General features: G+C 62.4%; 16 protein-coding genes. 6 read left to right on the forward strand and 10 right to left on the reverse strand.

The features are described 5' to 3' along the window. The first annotated feature begins 34 nt into the window (after positions 1 to 34). Together ACLFLU_RS39425 and ACLFLU_RS39430 are read left to right on the forward strand one after the other, a co-directional pair. The gene (locus tag ACLFLU_RS39425) at positions 35 to 751 is read left to right on the forward strand and encodes a TetR/AcrR family transcriptional regulator (RefSeq protein ID WP_426410009.1); all 717 of its coding nucleotides are present in this window, start codon (positions 35 to 37) and stop codon (positions 749 to 751) included. 70 nt (positions 752 to 821) lie between these two features. After that, on the forward strand, positions 822 to 2,018 hold the full coding sequence (locus ACLFLU_RS39430; RefSeq protein ID WP_426410010.1) for an FAD binding domain-containing protein: 1,197 nt from the start codon (positions 822 to 824) through the stop codon (positions 2,016 to 2,018). Between the two features lie 226 nt (positions 2,019 to 2,244). On the opposite strand, the gene ACLFLU_RS39435 is transcribed toward ACLFLU_RS39430, so the two are convergent. Then, entirely contained in the window at positions 2,245 to 2,649 is a 405-nt protein-coding gene (locus ACLFLU_RS39435; protein ID WP_426414170.1) for a hypothetical protein, read from the reverse strand. 193 nt (positions 2,650 to 2,842) lie between these two features. Between ACLFLU_RS39435 and ACLFLU_RS39440 the strand changes: the two genes are divergently transcribed. Both ACLFLU_RS39440 and ACLFLU_RS39445 read left to right on the forward strand, forming a co-directional pair. Then, a complete protein-coding gene (locus tag ACLFLU_RS39440) occupies positions 2,843 to 4,057 on the forward strand; it encodes an MFS transporter (RefSeq protein ID WP_426410011.1) in 1,215 nt (404 codons plus the stop codon). Between the two features lie 45 nt (positions 4,058 to 4,102). Continuing rightward, positions 4,103 to 5,212, forward strand: coding sequence for an FAD-dependent monooxygenase (locus ACLFLU_RS39445; RefSeq protein WP_426410012.1), 1,110 nt, complete (start codon positions 4,103 to 4,105; stop codon positions 5,210 to 5,212). Between the two features lie 8 nt (positions 5,213 to 5,220). Here the strand turns inward: ACLFLU_RS39445 and ACLFLU_RS39450 are convergent, their stop codons facing one another. The 9 genes from ACLFLU_RS39450 to ACLFLU_RS39490 form a co-directional block, all read right to left on the reverse strand. Continuing rightward, entirely contained in the window at positions 5,221 to 5,406 is a 186-nt protein-coding gene (locus ACLFLU_RS39450) for a helix-turn-helix domain-containing protein (protein ID WP_426410013.1), read from the reverse strand. Between the two features lie 57 nt (positions 5,407 to 5,463). After that, the gene (locus ACLFLU_RS39455; protein WP_426410014.1) at positions 5,464 to 7,065 is read right to left on the reverse strand and encodes a Na+/H+ antiporter; all 1,602 of its coding nucleotides are present in this window, start codon (positions 7,063 to 7,065) and stop codon (positions 5,464 to 5,466) included. Between the two features lie 8 nt (positions 7,066 to 7,073). After that, on the reverse strand, positions 7,074 to 7,769 hold the full coding sequence (locus ACLFLU_RS39460; RefSeq protein WP_426410015.1) for a YoaK family protein: 696 nt from the start codon (positions 7,767 to 7,769) through the stop codon (positions 7,074 to 7,076). Positions 7,770 to 7,909: 140 nt separating this feature from the next. Further along, entirely contained in the window at positions 7,910 to 9,331 is a 1,422-nt protein-coding gene (locus ACLFLU_RS39465) for an alginate export family protein (RefSeq protein WP_426410016.1), read from the reverse strand. A gap of 8 nt (positions 9,332 to 9,339) precedes the next feature. Beyond that, the gene (locus ACLFLU_RS39470) at positions 9,340 to 10,248 is read right to left on the reverse strand and encodes a glyoxalase (protein WP_426410017.1); all 909 of its coding nucleotides are present in this window, start codon (positions 10,246 to 10,248) and stop codon (positions 9,340 to 9,342) included. Between the two features lie 25 nt (positions 10,249 to 10,273). After that, the gene (locus tag ACLFLU_RS39475; RefSeq protein ID WP_426410018.1) at positions 10,274 to 10,714 is read right to left on the reverse strand and encodes a DoxX family protein; all 441 of its coding nucleotides are present in this window, start codon (positions 10,712 to 10,714) and stop codon (positions 10,274 to 10,276) included. A 1-nt stretch (position 10,715) separates the two neighbouring features. Continuing rightward, the gene (locus tag ACLFLU_RS39480) at positions 10,716 to 12,593 is read right to left on the reverse strand and encodes an amidohydrolase (RefSeq protein ID WP_426410019.1); all 1,878 of its coding nucleotides are present in this window, start codon (positions 12,591 to 12,593) and stop codon (positions 10,716 to 10,718) included. Beyond that, on the reverse strand, positions 12,590 to 12,874 hold the full coding sequence (locus ACLFLU_RS39485) for a XapX domain-containing protein (RefSeq protein WP_426410020.1): 285 nt from the start codon (positions 12,872 to 12,874) through the stop codon (positions 12,590 to 12,592). Before ACLFLU_RS39485 ends, ACLFLU_RS39480 begins: the two co-directional genes overlap by 4 nt. A 37-nt stretch (positions 12,875 to 12,911) precedes the next feature. Then, entirely contained in the window at positions 12,912 to 13,550 is a 639-nt protein-coding gene (locus ACLFLU_RS39490; protein WP_426410021.1) for a hydrolase, read from the reverse strand. A 341-nt stretch (positions 13,551 to 13,891) separates the two neighbouring features. Here ACLFLU_RS39490 and ACLFLU_RS39495 point away from each other — a divergent pair, with 341 nt between their 5' ends. Together ACLFLU_RS39495 and ACLFLU_RS39500 are read left to right on the forward strand one after the other, a co-directional pair. Then, complete coding sequence (locus tag ACLFLU_RS39495) at positions 13,892 to 14,713, forward strand: alpha/beta fold hydrolase (protein ID WP_426410022.1); 822 nt, start codon at positions 13,892 to 13,894, stop codon at positions 14,711 to 14,713. Positions 14,714 to 14,722: 9 nt separating this feature from the next. Next, complete coding sequence (locus ACLFLU_RS39500) at positions 14,723 to 15,355, forward strand: hydrolase (RefSeq protein WP_426410023.1); 633 nt, start codon at positions 14,723 to 14,725, stop codon at positions 15,353 to 15,355.

The raw sequence follows: 15,355 nt of genomic DNA on the forward strand, positions 1-15,355 counted from the left end.
TTCTGGCGCCGACTCCAGCCGAGAGGAACAGTGCGTGACCAATCCCGAAAGCTCATCAGCTCGGGCCAAGGCCGGCAAAAGAACGAGGAAGGCGAAGCCGGCCCAGACGGCGCGTTCTGGCGCAAAGCCGGCGCGCGGCGCCAGGCTCTCGCCTGATGAGCGCAAGAGGCTGATCGTCGAGGAGGCGATCGAGTACTTCGCGGAGGTGGGCTTCGACGCGGGCACCCGGCCCCTCGCCGCCCGGCTCGGCGTCACACAACCGCTGATTTTCCGTTATTTTCCAAACAAGGACGATCTTCTTCAGGCCGTCTATGGCGAGGTCTTCCTGTCGCGATGGCGCATCGAGTGGGAGCATCTCCTCGAGGACCGCTCGCGCCCGCTCCGGGATCGGCTGATCGAATTCTACAACAGCTATACCGACGTGATCTTTCATCCGAAGTGGATGCGGATCTTCCTGTTCGCAGGACTGAAGGCGCTCGATCTCAACCGCTGGTACATCAAGTTCGTCGAGGAACGGGTCCACCGACGGGTGTGCGCCGAGATCCGTGCCGAGAACGGCCTCGCCAGGAGCGGCCCCATCAGCGGCCAGGAACTCGAGCTCTATTGGGAGTTTCACGGCGGCATTTTCTATTACGGTGTCCGCCGGTTCGCTTACGGCGTTCCGGTTCACCTCGACGTGCCCGCGTTCATCGAGGCAAGCGTGGACAGCCTCCTTAAGGGAATGCCGGCCGTCATTGCCAGGCGGCGCTAGGAATCGACGGCTTGACTCGGAGAGCTTCGGTCCGTTATTTATCGATCGATAACTAACGGGAGCAACGACCATGGGCATGAAGGCCAGCAAGAAAGCCGTTGTCGTCGGAGGTTCGATTTCCGGATTATTTGCCGCGGCCCTGCTGCGGAAGGCCGGCTGGACCGTCGATATATTCGAGCGTTCCGACGTAGAGCTGAAAGGGCGCGGCGCCGGTATCGTCAGCCACAAGGAATTGCAGGACATCCTCGTCGAGAGCGGTGCGGGCATCGCCGACCTCGGCGTCTACGTGGAAGACCGCGTGCTGTTTGACGACGACGGACGCGTGATCGAGCGGCACCGCCATCCGCAGATCGTAACCTCGTGGGATCGTTTGCAAAACCTTTGCCGCGAGGTGCAGCCGCAAGGATCCTATCACCTCAACCACAATCTGGCGGATTTTGCCCAGGACGACGACGGTGTCACCGTTCGCTTCCAAAATGGCCACGTCGAGCGCGCCGATCTGCTCATTGCCGCGGACGGCTTTCGCTCGACGGCACGCAATCACCTTGCGCCAGCCGTTCAGCCGATCTACGCGGGCTATGTGATATGGCGCGCGCTGGTCGATGAAGCCGATCTCGACCCGGAGACCCACAAGGCTGTTTTCGACAAGTTCACCTTCTTCGTTGCGCCCGGACACGAAGTGATCGGCTATCCGATCGCGGGCCCCGACAACGACCTGACGCCCGGCAAGCGCCGCTACAATTTCGTCTGGTATCGGAACACGGACCCATCGCGGCTCGGCCAAATGCTCACCGACGAGAGCGGCCGCGCGCACGACATCTCCATTCCGCCGCCGCTCGTCAGGGCCGAAGTGGTACGCGAGATGAGGGATGCCGCCGAGAATTTCATGTGCACGCCGATGTTGAACGTTTTGCGTGCCGTCAAATCCGCGTTCTTTACGCCGATCTACGACCTCGCCTCTCCGACCATGGTGTACGGCCGCATCGCCCTGATCGGAGATGCAGCCTTCGTCGGCCGTCCCCATGTCGGCTTGGGCGTCACCAAAGGCGCGGCGGATGCGAAATGCCTCGCGGACTCACTCGCCGCTGCGGGCGACGACATCCGAGCCGGGCTAAAGGCCTTCAATGACGTCCGAAAGCCGATCGGGGACCGCGTCGTCGCGCGAGGCCGCGAACTGGGCGCTGTCCTCACGCAAGTGCATAGCGTCGCCGCGCATGACCATCAGCAGTTGCTGCGCGATACCGCAGCCGACCATTTTCTAAGGTAGCAAAGGCAAGTCGACTACCGGGACATCCGGCCGGACCATGCGCGCAACACGCGTCCGGTCGGACGCCCCAATCGCCCCGGCGTGATCCAATCGAGCGACGTCTTTGTCGACGCCGCCAGGTTGATCTACGCGACCGATTACAATGCGGGCCTGTACATTCTCGAAAAGAACTGACGGAGCGCGACGCCACGGGCCCGACTCATGCCTGCTCCGCTCAGCCCTTCTTCTACTCGAGCGAAAGCGGCTTGTTCGAGCTTTCCAGGAATTCTACCGTGGCGAAAACCAGCGGTGTATCACCGATGTTCTCGAGATCATGGACCATGAATTCGCCCAGGCCATATGTATGGTGCTGGGTGTCGCCGGACTTGTAGCTGACTTCGCGGATCTCGCCGTCACCGTAATGCGAGCGCGCCTTGCCCGGTGTCATCGCCGTCCAGAAATAATCCAAAACATGCGTATGGAATCCAATACGCTCGCCCGGCTGGAGCGTAAGGTGCCAAACACGAACCCGCTCTGTCTGCGACACGAGAACGCTACCAACGCGACCATCTCCGCGCTTCGCAATGAATTCCTCTCGTAGAGCCTGCGGCCATTGCGCGGGCGCTTCCGGCCAGACAAAGGGGCTGCCCATATTCAACTTCCCATCCCTTGATATTTATCGAACGATAAATATCTTGGGTGACGCCTGTAGTCAAGCGTGGGTAAGCCGTGGCGCCTCCGCCCTCGATTTCGTGGCAATTCCAGCGCCTGTCGCCGCAGGCGGCGTCTCATGACGGATGCGCGATGCATGGGTTCACGCGCGGACCAACGAAAGGACCGGAGTGATGTCGACTTCAACATCCATGACGGGAGAGGCCGCGGGGCTCGGCCGGGGAAAAGTGTTCGCGATGGCCGCCTGCGCCGGCATCGCGGTTGCAAACATCTACTACAACCAGCCCCTCCTGGGACTCATCGAAGCGAGTTACCCGGGATCCTCGATGATCGGGCTGGTGCCGACGGCGACCCAGTTCGGCTATGCGATCGGACTGGTCCTCCTCGTTCCCCTCGGTGATCTCGCCGAGCGGCGAAGCATCATCGCGGCTCAGTTCGTCGTTCTGGCCGCAGCACTTGCCTTTGCCGCGATCGCTCCGACCACGACGGCGCTGATGGCCGCGTCCCTGATACTCGGCCTGTCGGCGACCGTAGCGCAGCAGATCGTCCCGTTCGCGGCAATCCTCGCCGACGCGCGATCGAGAGGCGCCGTAGTCGGCACGGTCGTCAGCGGCATCCTGTGCGGCATCCTTCTCAGCCGTACCGTCGCCGGCTTCGTCGGAGCCCATTTCGGATGGCGCGAGATGTTCTGGCTCGGCGTGCCGTTAGCACTCGTGGCGGCTGCCCTGATGCGCACCACCCTCCCACGTCACCATCCGACGCAGAGCATCCCATACATCGCCGCCCTGCGCTCGCTCGTTCATCTGCTCGTCGAGGAGCCGGCCCTGCGGTTGGCGGCTGCGACACAGGCCATGCTGTTCGCCTCGTTCATTGCGTTCTGGACCATGCTGTCGCTCCACTTGCAGGAGCCTCCGCTTCGGCTCGGTCCCGAGGTGGCCGGATTGTTCGGCGTGATCGGCGCGGCGGGCATATTTGCCGCGCCTCTTGCCGGCCGCATCGCCGATAAGCGAGGGCCGCATCTCGTCGTGGCGATCGGCGCCGCAATAACGCTCGCGTCCTGGTTCAGTTTTGCCATCTGGGACAAGATCGCTGGGCTGGTTGTCGGCGTGATCCTGCTCGACATCGGGGTGAACTGCGCGCTTGTGTCCAATCAGCACATCATCTTTGCACTACGCCCTGAGGCACGCAGCCGGCTCAACACCGTTTTCATGACAGTCATGTTCATCGGCGGGTCGCTCGGCTCGCTGGGCTCGAGCTGGGCCTATGGGCACTTTTCCTGGCCCGGCGTGTGCATCTATGGCGCCGTGCTCGCGGCCGGCGGCCTCCTGTTGCAACTGCCCAGCATCTGGTCGTGGCGAACTTTGCATGCAGCTCATGGCAAGGAGTGACGCCACGCATCGAGGCCCGACTGAGGACATCACACGGAGCATGGGATGCGAGTAGCAATCGTCGGCGGTTCGCTTGCAGGGCTGTTCGTAGCGACGCTGCTCGCGGAAGATGGGCACGACGTCTCGGTCTATGAAAGATCGCGCCACGGGCTCGAAGGGCGGGGAGCCGGGCTGCTCGGCAAGCGCGAGACGTTTGCCATTCTGCGCGCTGCCGGATGCGAACACGTGGCACGCGTCGGGGTCATTGCGCGGGAACGCATCGTGTTCAGCGATGAAGGCACTACCATCGATCAGAAGATGGCGCCTCAAATGCAGCTATCGTGGGATTCCATCTATCGGGTCTTTCGACAGCGGATGACCGGCGACCGATACGCGCTCGATCGGAAGGTCGCATCCATTGTCGAGGAGGCCGACCAGGTTGTTCTTCGGTTCGCCGATGGAAGTGAGGCGGCTGCGGACGTCGTCGTTGGCGCTGATGGAATAGCATCCGCCGTGCGCGCCGCGGTCGACGGCCCGGAAGCCACCAACGCGTACGCCGGATATGTCGGGTGGCGCGGCCTGCTTCCGGAGCTTGCTTTGCCGGGCTTTGCCGCCGATGCCCTGCTCGAGCGCTTCGCCTATTTCCGGATGCCGCGCTCCCATGTGATCGGATTCCTGGTGCCCGGTCCGAACGGCGAGACAGAGATCGGCCGCCGAAGATACAATTGGGTATGGTATCGCCCAGCTGTCGGATCGGCCGCGCGGGACGACGTGCTCACGGACCTCGACGGCAGCATCCACCCGTACTCGCTCCCGCCGGGCGCAGTTTCCGAACGAGCCCGCGAAACGCTCATCGACGAGGCGAGGCAACTCATGCCTCGCCCACTGGCGGCCGCCATAGAAGCGACGGTCAGCCCGTTCGTGCAGGGCATCTTCGACTACGAAACAAAGCGAATGACCTCGCGACGAATTGCCCTTGTCGGAGACGCGGCATTCGTGGTGCGACCGCACACCGGAATGGGAATAGCAAAGGCGGCGGGGGATGCGATTGCGCTGCGAAAGCACCTCTCATCGGCATCTCTCGGCGATGCACTTCAAAGCTACAGACAAGAGCGAATGCAGGCGGGAGCGATCATCGCCGCATCTGGCCGGGAGCTGGGCGCGCATTTCGTGTGAGGCCGTCCTCACCCCTCTGAACGCGCTCGCCGCCACGCGCCAGGGCTCGTTCCGATGCTGCGAGAGAATATCCTGGTGAAGTAACTCTGGTCACCAAACCCGCAGATCAGCGCGATATCCGCCAGCGGCAGCTTGGTGGTTGTCATCAGGCGCTTGGCCTCCTCGATCCGTCCCTTTCCGTCGAGCAAAGGCATTGCTTGACAGGCTGCGAGGGCAAGCAAGGACGTAGTTGGTCCTCCAAGACGCCAACTTCAATCGTCTTCGGCCGCCTCGATCACCCGAGCCGCAAACAGCTCCTCCTGGTCCAGCTCACTCTCCAACCTCTGCATCACGTTGTCGTGGATGCGGCCTGAATCGAAGAGCTCCAGAAGCTTCTCGCGGCCTGCCTTCACCGCGATCAATACGGCACCATAGTGCTGAAGTCTGCGCTCTCCATGGGCTCCCTTGGCAAGGGCGTGATCCTCGGCCACTGCGAGGCGATGGCCGTACTGCTCGACGAGCCGCGGGTGGTGATGCCTGCCTTCGGCTCCGAGAGAATGTGCGCTGACGGCGTCGAACTGGGCTCGCGCGATCTCGGCCCGCACCGTCGCTTCGGACAGCGTCTCCTCGCCATGGAGCAGGAATTCCTTCCCCGCCAGCGTCTTCGCCACCGGACCGAGCGTCAATCCAAGCGCAACGATGGTCGCGGCCACGACGCAAAAGGTCACGAAGAGGATGATATCCCGGCCAGGAAACTGCTCCGGCAACGACAGCGCGGCGGCCAGACTAACAACTCCGCGCATTCCGGCCCAGCTCATCACGAGCGGAACGGCAAACGGTGGATAGGGATCCCGCGCACGGAGCGAGGGGATCAACGCCCTCGGAATGTAGGCCGTCGGGAAAATCCAGGCGAACCGCGCGAGCACGAGCACTGCAAAGATCGTTGCGGCCGCGGGCACGAGCGCACTTACCGCTCCCCAATCCGAGCCGAACCGGTGCAGAACGCCGCGAAGCGCCAGCCCGACCAGGACGAAGACCAACGCCTCCATCACGAACGTCACGACGGACCAGACCGACAACGCCTGGACGCGGGAGGCCGCGCTCAAGGTCCCGTGCTGCAAACGCCCAAGGACGAGCCCACACGCGACCGTCGATAGCACACCCGAGACATGCAGGCTGTCCGCGAACAGATAGGCGGCCCAGGCCGACAGGAATGTCCAGACCACGGCGAGCCGGGCATCGGTCAGTCGGCCCGCGACGAACGCGCAGATCCAGCCGAGCGCAAGTCCGATCCCGGTGCCGACGGCTGAGACGTAGACAAAGCTTGCCACGGCGCCTCCCGCGCTGAAGGCGCCGGTCAGCGCCGCCGCGACGGCGAAGCGAAACAGAACGAGGCCCGAGGCGTCGTTGATCAGGCTTTCGCCCTCGAGGAGAACGGAAATGCGGGGTGGAACGTCAATGTGGTCCAGCACCGCCCGGGCAGCCACGGCGTCCGGCGGTGAAATGATCGCACCGAGTGCAAAGCACGCGGCCCAGGGCAATGCCGGGAAGAAGAAATGCGTGACGACCCCGACCAGCAGCGTCGTCACAACGACAGCCCCGACGGCCAACTGGAGGATGATCCTCAGATTCGCCCGGAAATCCGGCCATACCGTGAAGTAGGCGCCCGAAAGCAGAAGCGGCGGCAGAAACAGCACCATGACGAAGTCCGGATCGAACTCCACTTCGGGAAGTCCGGGTACCAGAGCTAGAGCGATGCCGGCCAGCACCAACACAGACGCGGACGGCAGACGCAGACGGCGGGCCACCGTGTCGAGCACGACGGCAATCATCAGAAGCAGCAGGATGGTCTGGAAGGTCTCGGCTGGACTCATCGTGCGCCTTAAGTCGTCTTCTGTGGGAGGGGATCGGACTCCGCGAGGAACACGGCCGGCAACGCGATGAACGGGGGCAGGACGAAGCACCAGGTACCAAGCTTGGCATAGAGGCAGGCACCCGCCGCGCACCCCAACGCGAACGCGATCACGCTTGCCGTCATCTTGCTCAGGCGGGGCCTGGCAGCGACCAGAACCGGAGCAGGTGCAGACCTGAGAACATCGGCGACATCGATCATGATCTGGGTGGTCGTTCCCGTCATCAGGGTGCTCGGCGGATCCGATCCCATATGGATACGATGCGCTGCATTCTGAATGGCCATTGCGGCAACGAGCAGCATCCCGGTGACAATCGCCTGCCAACTGTCCCCTTGCACGAACGGCCCGAAATAGACGGCTGCGGCACCGCCGACGGCGAGCAGCAGTACCTTGAGGGTCAGCATCGATCGGAAGATCGGCAGTCCCATGGCGGGGAGATAGAAGCTGAACATTCTCGTCACGATCACGACGACGCAGAAGACTGGAAGCGCGAGAAGCTTGGCCAGCGCACCGGACGTTCCGAGCACAATCGCGGCACCGAACGTAACGAAGTTGCCGGTCACGTGCGCCGTGAAGAGCCCCTGAAGCGCGAGAAAGCCGGCGGTATCGACGAAGCCGGCGTTGAGGCTCATCAGGAGAGCAAGAATGGAAATGGTCTTTGACATGTACAGCCTACCGGAAGCTCGACGCTCAGATGGTCACGGGACCCGTCCACCGGAGCCGGCGGATGGCAACGTCGACAGCGAAGTCTGCAGCTTCGGTCAACGCTCGACAAGGCGGGCCGCCTCTTGTTCCGGTCGGCGCCTCACCATCCCCGCTTTATCTCAACGCCGATGTAGTTGGAATCGTGTGCGCCGGCATGGCGCAGCGCATCGCCGATCGCAAAGTGCACGGCCTCGACTGCAAATGACGTTGAGCGGTCGATGGTCCAGTCGACGCGAGCCTGGCCATAGGCGCCGGTATAAGCACCGGGCCGCCCCGCCGTGTTGGGAATCGGTATGTCGGGCTGGGCGTAGACGGCGTCGGCCGTGTTCTGGCGCCACTGTGCAGCTGCCGCGAGGGTGATCTTCACGGACGACGACGGATGCAGCGTCAGCGAAGGCTTGACGTGAATGAAGTTGACGTATCCGGTGTAGCCCGCCAGCGTCACGTAGTAGCCGTTGGGAAAAAGCGGATTAAAGGTTCCGAACGCGCGCCCCGGTGCGTTGCCATCGCCCGACGAGGCGTCCACCTGGATGCCAAGCCTCGGAGTCCAGTTGATATCGGCCAGGGTGTAACCGGCGAGCGACCCGAAAGCCCAGGCCTCAATCGGCCTGCTGCCGATTTGTCCCGTCTGGTACATCGCTTCAACATCCCAATCGAAATGACCGGGCTTGCCGCTCAAATGGATATCGAAGACGTCTCGCCGCTCGTTGCCCGCGGCGTTCGGAAAGCGCACGTCGGCCTGTGTGAAGTGGGCATAGTAGCCGTTGATGCTCATGTCCGACAGCTGGCGCTCCAGCCTGACGCCGCCAAACGTCTGCTTGCTGCTGCTGTAGTCGTCGAAGACCTGGTTGTCCCGGGTCTGCACAGGGTGGCTGTAGAAGGTGATGAACCGCCAGGGTCCGTTCTCGTAGTCGAGCCACGCGGCATCGTAGGATTGCCGGACGTTGGGACCGTCACGCACCGAAACAAAGCGCGCGAGGTCGAGCGAAAACTGTTGACGGCCGAGACGCAGCTTCAACGTTCCACCGCCGACGGGCTCTGTCAGAGCAATGAACGCCTGCTCGAGATCGAGCTGGTTCCGGTCGACTGGCGACAGCATTGTCTTCCAGGGCGCGAAGTCGCTCTGAAACTGCACAAACGCCTGTACCTGATTGGCAATGCGCAGGTCGGCATGGAATTCGTTGCGGTTGATCACGTAGTCCTGGTTGCGGTTTGCACCCGTCCCGAAGCCGGCCGCATTGTTGCTTTCGAACCGCGCGCGCGTGTTCGCACCGAACGAGAGATAGGTGTACGGATCGACATCGGACAGCGGAATATACTTGAATTCGTCAAACGGCTGGCGCGGGACGCGTGGGTCGGCGAGCACCGACCAGTCCTCCTGCCATCGGTTGAACAAGATGGCAGGACGTTGCGGCACGGACGTCTGATCGTCCGCGAGCGCCAATCGCGGTGCCGCCATCAGCCAGAAGGCGGCCGCCACGCATCCTCGTTGTAAAAGCAATCGTGACGAGGCGGCCACCATCTCGGTTCCTACTTCGGTACAGCCGCGTGGATTTCGGCGACGTAGCCGCCCGGGAACTGCACGATCGCCGCGGACCTCCCGTCGGACGTGTACGGCTCGACGAGGACGGTCGCTCCCGCCGTCTTCGCCTTCGCAAGCGTCGCGCCGAGATCCGCCACTTCGTAGCCTGTCGTCTCGCGGCCGTAGGGATAGGGCAGCTGACCGTCGGTCACAAGAACGACCATCTTGCCGAATGCCGATTCGATGCGAATCCTCCTGTAAGTCTGTCCCGTCTTGCCGATCTCGATCCCGGGAGCCTTCGCGGTCTGCGACACGACCTTCCCGTGCGAGAAGGTAACGAAACTCCGCACAAAATCATTCGCCCTGTCGGCCGAAACATACACCCGGTTCTCCGGGATCTTCTCGAAGGCGGCATAATTCGGCTTGGCCGTGTGCCAGTAGATCTGCATGTTGACGCCGCCCGGCCACTGGATCACGGCGTCGCGCCCGATCGGATCCGGAAAGGTCGCGACGGTCAAATCGGCGCCCGCCGCACGGGCGGCCTTGATCGCAACGTCCATGTCGCTGACCAGATATCCGTTCCGTTCGGCGCCGAAGGGATACGGCACCGGCGTCTTGAAGCCGAACAGCGAGACCGTGCCGACCGGTGTCTGAAGCAGCTGCGAGGTCGTGCTGCTCGGCGTGGGCGTGACCGTTGCAACCACCTGCTTGGTGCTCTGGCCGCCGAAAGTCGCAAGGAAGCTCGACACGAACTTGTCCACGTCATCAGGTGCGACATAGACATGCGTCGTATCGTATTGCGGCGCCACCGCAACCATTTCCCTGCCGGCCTTTCCCGCATCCCTGGCGACCGCTGGCGCCGCTACGGCAAGAGCCGCAACCGACAAGAGCAGGATCGATGCCGATAGCCGTTTCATGGACAACTCCTTGAGCGAGATTGGACTAGAATTCGCTGATTCGACGAGGTTGCGTCTTTTCAGCGCAGATCGTCACGATGACAAGACCAGCGATCAGGCCGAGATGTTCGAAGAACGCATTGATCGCCATGAACCGTTCGTGGCCTGTGGACAGCCAAAATGCGTTCGCCGTCAGCATCGCCACGAAAGTCAACACGCCGAGTCCGCCGGCGCCAAGCCAGACGAGCCGGTTGGCGACGACCAGCAGGGAGCCGCCAAGCTCGACGACGATCGCTGCCGCGGCCCACAGCCATGCCGGCTGCAGACCGAAATGCGCCTGCTCTGCGACCGCCGCAGGAAAATCGGCGAGCTTCTGGATGCCACCGATCAGGTAAGGCGAGACCAGCGCGACCCTGGCCGTCGGCAGCAGCCACGGCCAGGACAGGATCGCTGCGATCCAGCGCGGCGTGCCGGTCCTCGCATCCATCTCACACCGCCCAGCAGGCGCAACCGAGCGCCCCCCAGAACGATTTGAGGTCGGCGATCGGCAGCTTGGCCGACCACGCGCTAGCATGATCATGGCCGTGCACGCCGCAGGCGCTGGAGCAGCCACACATCTGCATGGCTTGCGATCGGATCGCCTTGGCCTTGCCGTCCGATCCGACCCAATTGCCGTACCCGCCAAAACTGCGCACCGGCGACCAATCCGGCATGGCCGGCGGCGGCGCGTTGGTATCGAGCGTCTTGAAGTCTCCGGCGCCATAGACAATGCGGCCGCCGACCACCGTGAGGTCGCTCGCCGTATCGGCGATCTCGGCGTCACTGCACGAGAAATAGTCCCGATCCGGAACGATCAGATCGGCGAGCTGCCCGACCTGGATACGGCCCTTCTTGCCTTCTTCATTCGAGAACCAGGTGACATTCTCGGTCCACATCCGCAGCGCCGTCTCGCGATCCAGGCAATTGCGCTGCGGAGTAAGGCGCAATCCCCCCACCGTCATACCGGTCACGAGCCACGCGAGCGAGACCCAGGGATTGTAGGATGCGACCCGGGTCGCGTCGGTACCCGCGGACACCTTGACGCCCTTGTCGAGCATCTTCTTCACAGGTGGCGTCGCTTCGGCGGCACCGTAACCATAGCGCTCGACGAAATACTCACCCTGATAGGCCATGCGATGCTGCACGGCGATGCCGCCGCCGAGCGCGGCGATGCGATCGATCGACTGGTCGGAGATGGTCTCGGCGTGATCGAAGAACCAGTGCAGGCCGTCCAGCGGCATGTCCTGGTTGACCTTCTCGAACACGTCGAGCGCGCGCGAGATCGTCTCGTCATAGGTCGCGTGCAGCCGCCACGGCCATCTGTTCTGGGCGAGGATGCGCACGACGCCCTCGAGTTCGCCCTCCATCTCCGGCGGCATGTCCGGGCGCGCGACGCGGAAATCCTCGAAGTCAGCGGCCGAAAACACCAGCATCTCACCGGCACCGTTGTGGCGGAAATAGTCGGTGCCCTGCTGGTATTTGGAGGTCTTGGTCCAGTTCAGGAAATCGTCCTTTTCACCCTTCGGCTTCTGGGTAAAGAGGTTGTAGGCTAGGCGGATCGTGAGCTGCCCCTCGTCCGAGAGCTTCTGGATGACCGCATAGTCCTCCGGATAATTCTGGAAGCCGCCGCCCGCGTCGATGGCGCCGGTGACGCCGAGCCGATTCAGCTCGCGCATGAAGTGGCGGGTCGAATTGACCTGGTAATCGAACGGCAGCTTCGGCCCTTTTGCCAGCGTGGCATAGAGGATGTTGGCGTTCGGCTTGGCAAGCAGGAGCCCGGTCGGGTTGCCCTTTGCATCGCGCGTGATCTCACCGCCCGGAGGCTCGGGCGTATCCTTGGTGTAGCCGACGGCGCGCAGCGCCGCGGCATTGAGTATCGCGCGGTCGTAGAGATGGAGGATGAAGACCGGCGTATCGGGGGCTGCGGCATTGAGCTCGTCGATCGTCGGCAGGCGCCGCTCGGCGAACTGATGCTCGGTGAATCCGCCGACGACGCGCACCCATTGCGGCGGCGGCGTGATCGCCACCTGCTTCCGCAGCATGGCCATCGCGTCGGCGAGCGACCACACGCCGTCCCAGCGCAGCTCCATGTTGAAGTTGAGCCCGCCGCGAATGATGTGCAGATGATTGTCGATCAACCCGGGCAGGACGCGCCGTCCTTTCAGATCGATCACCTTGGTCGATGGTCCGGCCAGCTTCATCACGTCGTGGTCATGGCCGACCGCCGTGAAGCGTCCGTCCTTGATGGCGACGGCGCTCGCGACCGGATTGGAACGGTCGAGCGTGGTAAATAGGCCGCGATGAAGAATCGTATCAGGAGCGCTCATGACGCCTTCTCCGCAACATCTGTGGTTGTCTTGACTTCCTCGGCGTGCCGCCCCGGCAGCAGGCCGAACATGTGAGGCGCGCACTTCGCCTGCCGCCATGCGGCGGCAATGCCCTCGCCGACGACGATCTGCCTGGCGACCGGAACGATCTGCTCGCCGACGAGGATGCCGAGCAGACCGACCAGAGCCACCAGAGGAGGTGCGGGCGAACGAACATTCAGGAGGCTGTAGACGACGCCGACCAACAGGCCGGCGCCAAGGGACAGAATATAGATCTTCATCGCAGCCCTCCCGGAGGACGGAAAGAAACTAGCCGACCTAGCCGGCCTCCGACGCATGCTCGCCGAGCGCCCACTTCGAGAAGCGAATCTGGACACCGTAGGGTGAATGCGCGCGCTGGATGTCCATCATCCCTTCGTAGGTCTCACTGCGCGCCCAGTCCTGTTGAAGCTCGTAGGCGTATTGCGAAGAGGTTATTGGAACCGCACCAGCCTGGATGACGCGCTCCATTGCGCGATTATGGGCTTCAAGCGAAAGATCGCCGCAAGCATCGGCCGCTACGTAAATCTCGTAGCCCTCCTTGAGCATGTCTAACGTCGGGAAAAGCACGCACGCTTCCGTCCAAAGACCGGCCAACACGAATTTCTTGCGACCGGTGGCCGCCACCGCCTTTCGGAAATTCGCATCGAGCCAGGAATTCATCGAGGTGCGATCGATGATGTCGTGATTCGGAAACACGCTGGTCACCTCTGGTATGAAGGGACCGGAGAAGGATTCCGCCGCGACCGTACTCAACACCGTCGGAACTTTGAAAAGTTTGGCAGCCTTTGCGAGAATCTGAACGTTGTTGATCGTCACCAGGCGGTCATGCGATTGAACACCTTGAAACATGGCCGGTTGAAAGTCGATGAGTGCAATGGCGCTGTTTTGGGGCGTGAGCATATCGAGTTTGGACATCGAGATTTCTCCTTGAATTGACGATCTCCGGCCGGGGCGAATGACAGCCTACGTCGTACGCCCTCCTGTATGACCACTGCCCGCGTCACATGCTTGAACAACCTCGTCGCTACTTGGACGAACTCACGATCAAGCCCGGCGTGCGACAAACCATCCTCGGCGGTTCCGGCACGAGGCTGCAAACCTCTGCGTTCGCGAATCGCACTCCCGCAAGCGTGAAGACGTACAAAGGACATCGACAACGTCCAAGCCAGGCCACGTTCCATCCGCGAGCTTGACGGCAGACGGCCGAGCGCAGGAGTGGCATCGGCACCGTTCGTGCTCACAACAAGGAGTTATCAATGTCGCGGCTGATACTGCGGGATGGGACCGAGCTCTACTTCAAGGACTGGGGCAGCGGGAAGCCGATACTGTTCAGCCATGGCTGGCCGCTCAGCGCGGACATGTGGGACGCCCAGATGCTGTTCTTCGCCGCCCAGGGCTATCGGGCTGTTGCGTTCGATCGTCGTGGCTTCGGTCGATCGGGGCAGCCTTGGAGCGGCTACGACTACGACACATTCGCGGACGACATCGCCGAACTGATCAAGCATCTCGATCTGACGGACGTCACCCTCGTCGGCTTCTCGATGGGGGGCGGCGATATCGTACGCTACATCACCCGACACGGCTCCTCGCGAGTGTCGAAATTGGCACTGGTTAGCGCCGTGACTCCCTTGTTCGGCAAGACCGCGGATCACGATGGCGTCGACAGAGCCGTCTTCGACGGCATTAAGGCCGGACTCGTTAAGGATCGACCGCAATTCCTAGACGATTTCAACCCACTGTTCTACGGCACGAATCACGGCACTAAGGTCTCCCAGGGAGTGTTCAAGCAGACGCTACAAATCGGACTGCAAGCGTCCATCAAGGCGACGATCGACTGCGTGACAGCATTCTCCGAGACCGATTTTCGGCCTGACATGGCGAAGATCGACGTCCCCACACTCGTCGTTCACGGCGACGACGATCAGGTCGTTCCGATTCAATACACTGGAAAGCTTGCGGCCGAGCTGATTAAGTCAGCCAAGCTCAAGGTCTATTCGGGAGCACCACACGCTACCGCAACCACGCATGCGGATCAGCTCAATGCCGACCTTCTCGAACTGCTGAAATCCGGACGATAGGAGCGTAAGATGGCAGATAGCACCCTGCAGCTCCTTGAACCAAAGGATTGTGCGCTTCTCTTTGCCGATCAACAAGCCGGGCTTGCGTTCGGCGTGGAATCGAGCGGCCGACAAATCCTGCTAAACAATGTCGTCGCCCTAGCCAAGACTGCAATGGCATTCAACCTACCGGTCGTTGCCTCGACGTCCGCGACGAAAGTGTACAGCGGGCCTCTGATGCCGGCACTCAGCGCGGCCCTTCCAGGCGTGGTGGCCATCGACCGCCGCAGTATGAATGTCTGGGAGGACGACACCGCCCGAGGGGCAATCCTGGCTACGGGTCGTCGACGCCTCATTGTTTCAGGATTGCTGACGGAAGCATGCGTCAGCTTTACGGTGCTGTCCGCACTGGCACACGGGCTCGAGGTGTACGTCGTCGGCGACGCTTGCGGAGGCCTCACACCTGCGGGCCATGAGCTGGCGCTTCGCCGGATGGAAACGGCCGGTGCCCGACTGACGTCTTGGGTCCAGGTCTTATTGGAGCTACAGCGGGATTGGACTCGCCGAGAGACCTACGACCGCGCAAGAGCAATCGTGGAGCTACACGGCGGTGGATATGGTATCGGACTCGCCTACGCGCGCGACATGATCCATCCGACCTGA

The sequence above is a fragment of the Bradyrhizobium ganzhouense genome, from assembly GCF_049949285.1.
In the GTDB taxonomy this organism is placed as follows: Bacteria; Pseudomonadota; Alphaproteobacteria; order Rhizobiales; family Xanthobacteraceae; genus Bradyrhizobium; species Bradyrhizobium ganzhouense.

Excerpts from the sequence above, each read along its gene's own strand:
- ACLFLU_RS39430 (WP_426410010.1), top strand. The coding sequence starts at position 822 with ATGGGCATGAAGGCCAGCAAGAAAGCCGTTGTCGTCGGAGGTTCGATT.
- ACLFLU_RS39435 (WP_426414170.1), bottom strand. The coding sequence starts at position 2,649 with ATGGGCAGCCCCTTTGTCTGGCCGGAAGCGCCCGCGCAATGGCCGCAG.
- ACLFLU_RS39440 (WP_426410011.1), top strand. The coding sequence starts at position 2,843 with ATGTCGACTTCAACATCCATGACGGGAGAGGCCGCGGGGCTCGGCCGG.
- ACLFLU_RS39445 (WP_426410012.1), top strand. The coding sequence starts at position 4,103 with ATGCGAGTAGCAATCGTCGGCGGTTCGCTTGCAGGGCTGTTCGTAGCG.
- ACLFLU_RS39450 (WP_426410013.1), bottom strand. The coding sequence starts at position 5,406 with ATGCCTTTGCTCGACGGAAAGGGACGGATCGAGGAGGCCAAGCGCCTG.
- ACLFLU_RS39455 (WP_426410014.1), bottom strand. The coding sequence starts at position 7,065 with ATGAGTCCAGCCGAGACCTTCCAGACCATCCTGCTGCTTCTGATGATT.
- ACLFLU_RS39460 (WP_426410015.1), bottom strand. The coding sequence starts at position 7,769 with ATGTCAAAGACCATTTCCATTCTTGCTCTCCTGATGAGCCTCAACGCC.
- ACLFLU_RS39465 (WP_426410016.1), bottom strand. The coding sequence starts at position 9,331 with ATGGTGGCCGCCTCGTCACGATTGCTTTTACAACGAGGATGCGTGGCG.
- ACLFLU_RS39470 (WP_426410017.1), bottom strand. The coding sequence starts at position 10,248 with ATGAAACGGCTATCGGCATCGATCCTGCTCTTGTCGGTTGCGGCTCTT.
- ACLFLU_RS39475 (WP_426410018.1), bottom strand. The coding sequence starts at position 10,714 with ATGGATGCGAGGACCGGCACGCCGCGCTGGATCGCAGCGATCCTGTCC.
- ACLFLU_RS39480 (WP_426410019.1), bottom strand. The coding sequence starts at position 12,593 with ATGAGCGCTCCTGATACGATTCTTCATCGCGGCCTATTTACCACGCTC.
- ACLFLU_RS39485 (WP_426410020.1), bottom strand. The coding sequence starts at position 12,874 with ATGAAGATCTATATTCTGTCCCTTGGCGCCGGCCTGTTGGTCGGCGTC.
- ACLFLU_RS39490 (WP_426410021.1), bottom strand. The coding sequence starts at position 13,550 with ATGTCCAAACTCGATATGCTCACGCCCCAAAACAGCGCCATTGCACTC.
- ACLFLU_RS39495 (WP_426410022.1), top strand. The coding sequence starts at position 13,892 with ATGTCGCGGCTGATACTGCGGGATGGGACCGAGCTCTACTTCAAGGAC.
- ACLFLU_RS39500 (WP_426410023.1), top strand. The coding sequence starts at position 14,723 with ATGGCAGATAGCACCCTGCAGCTCCTTGAACCAAAGGATTGTGCGCTT.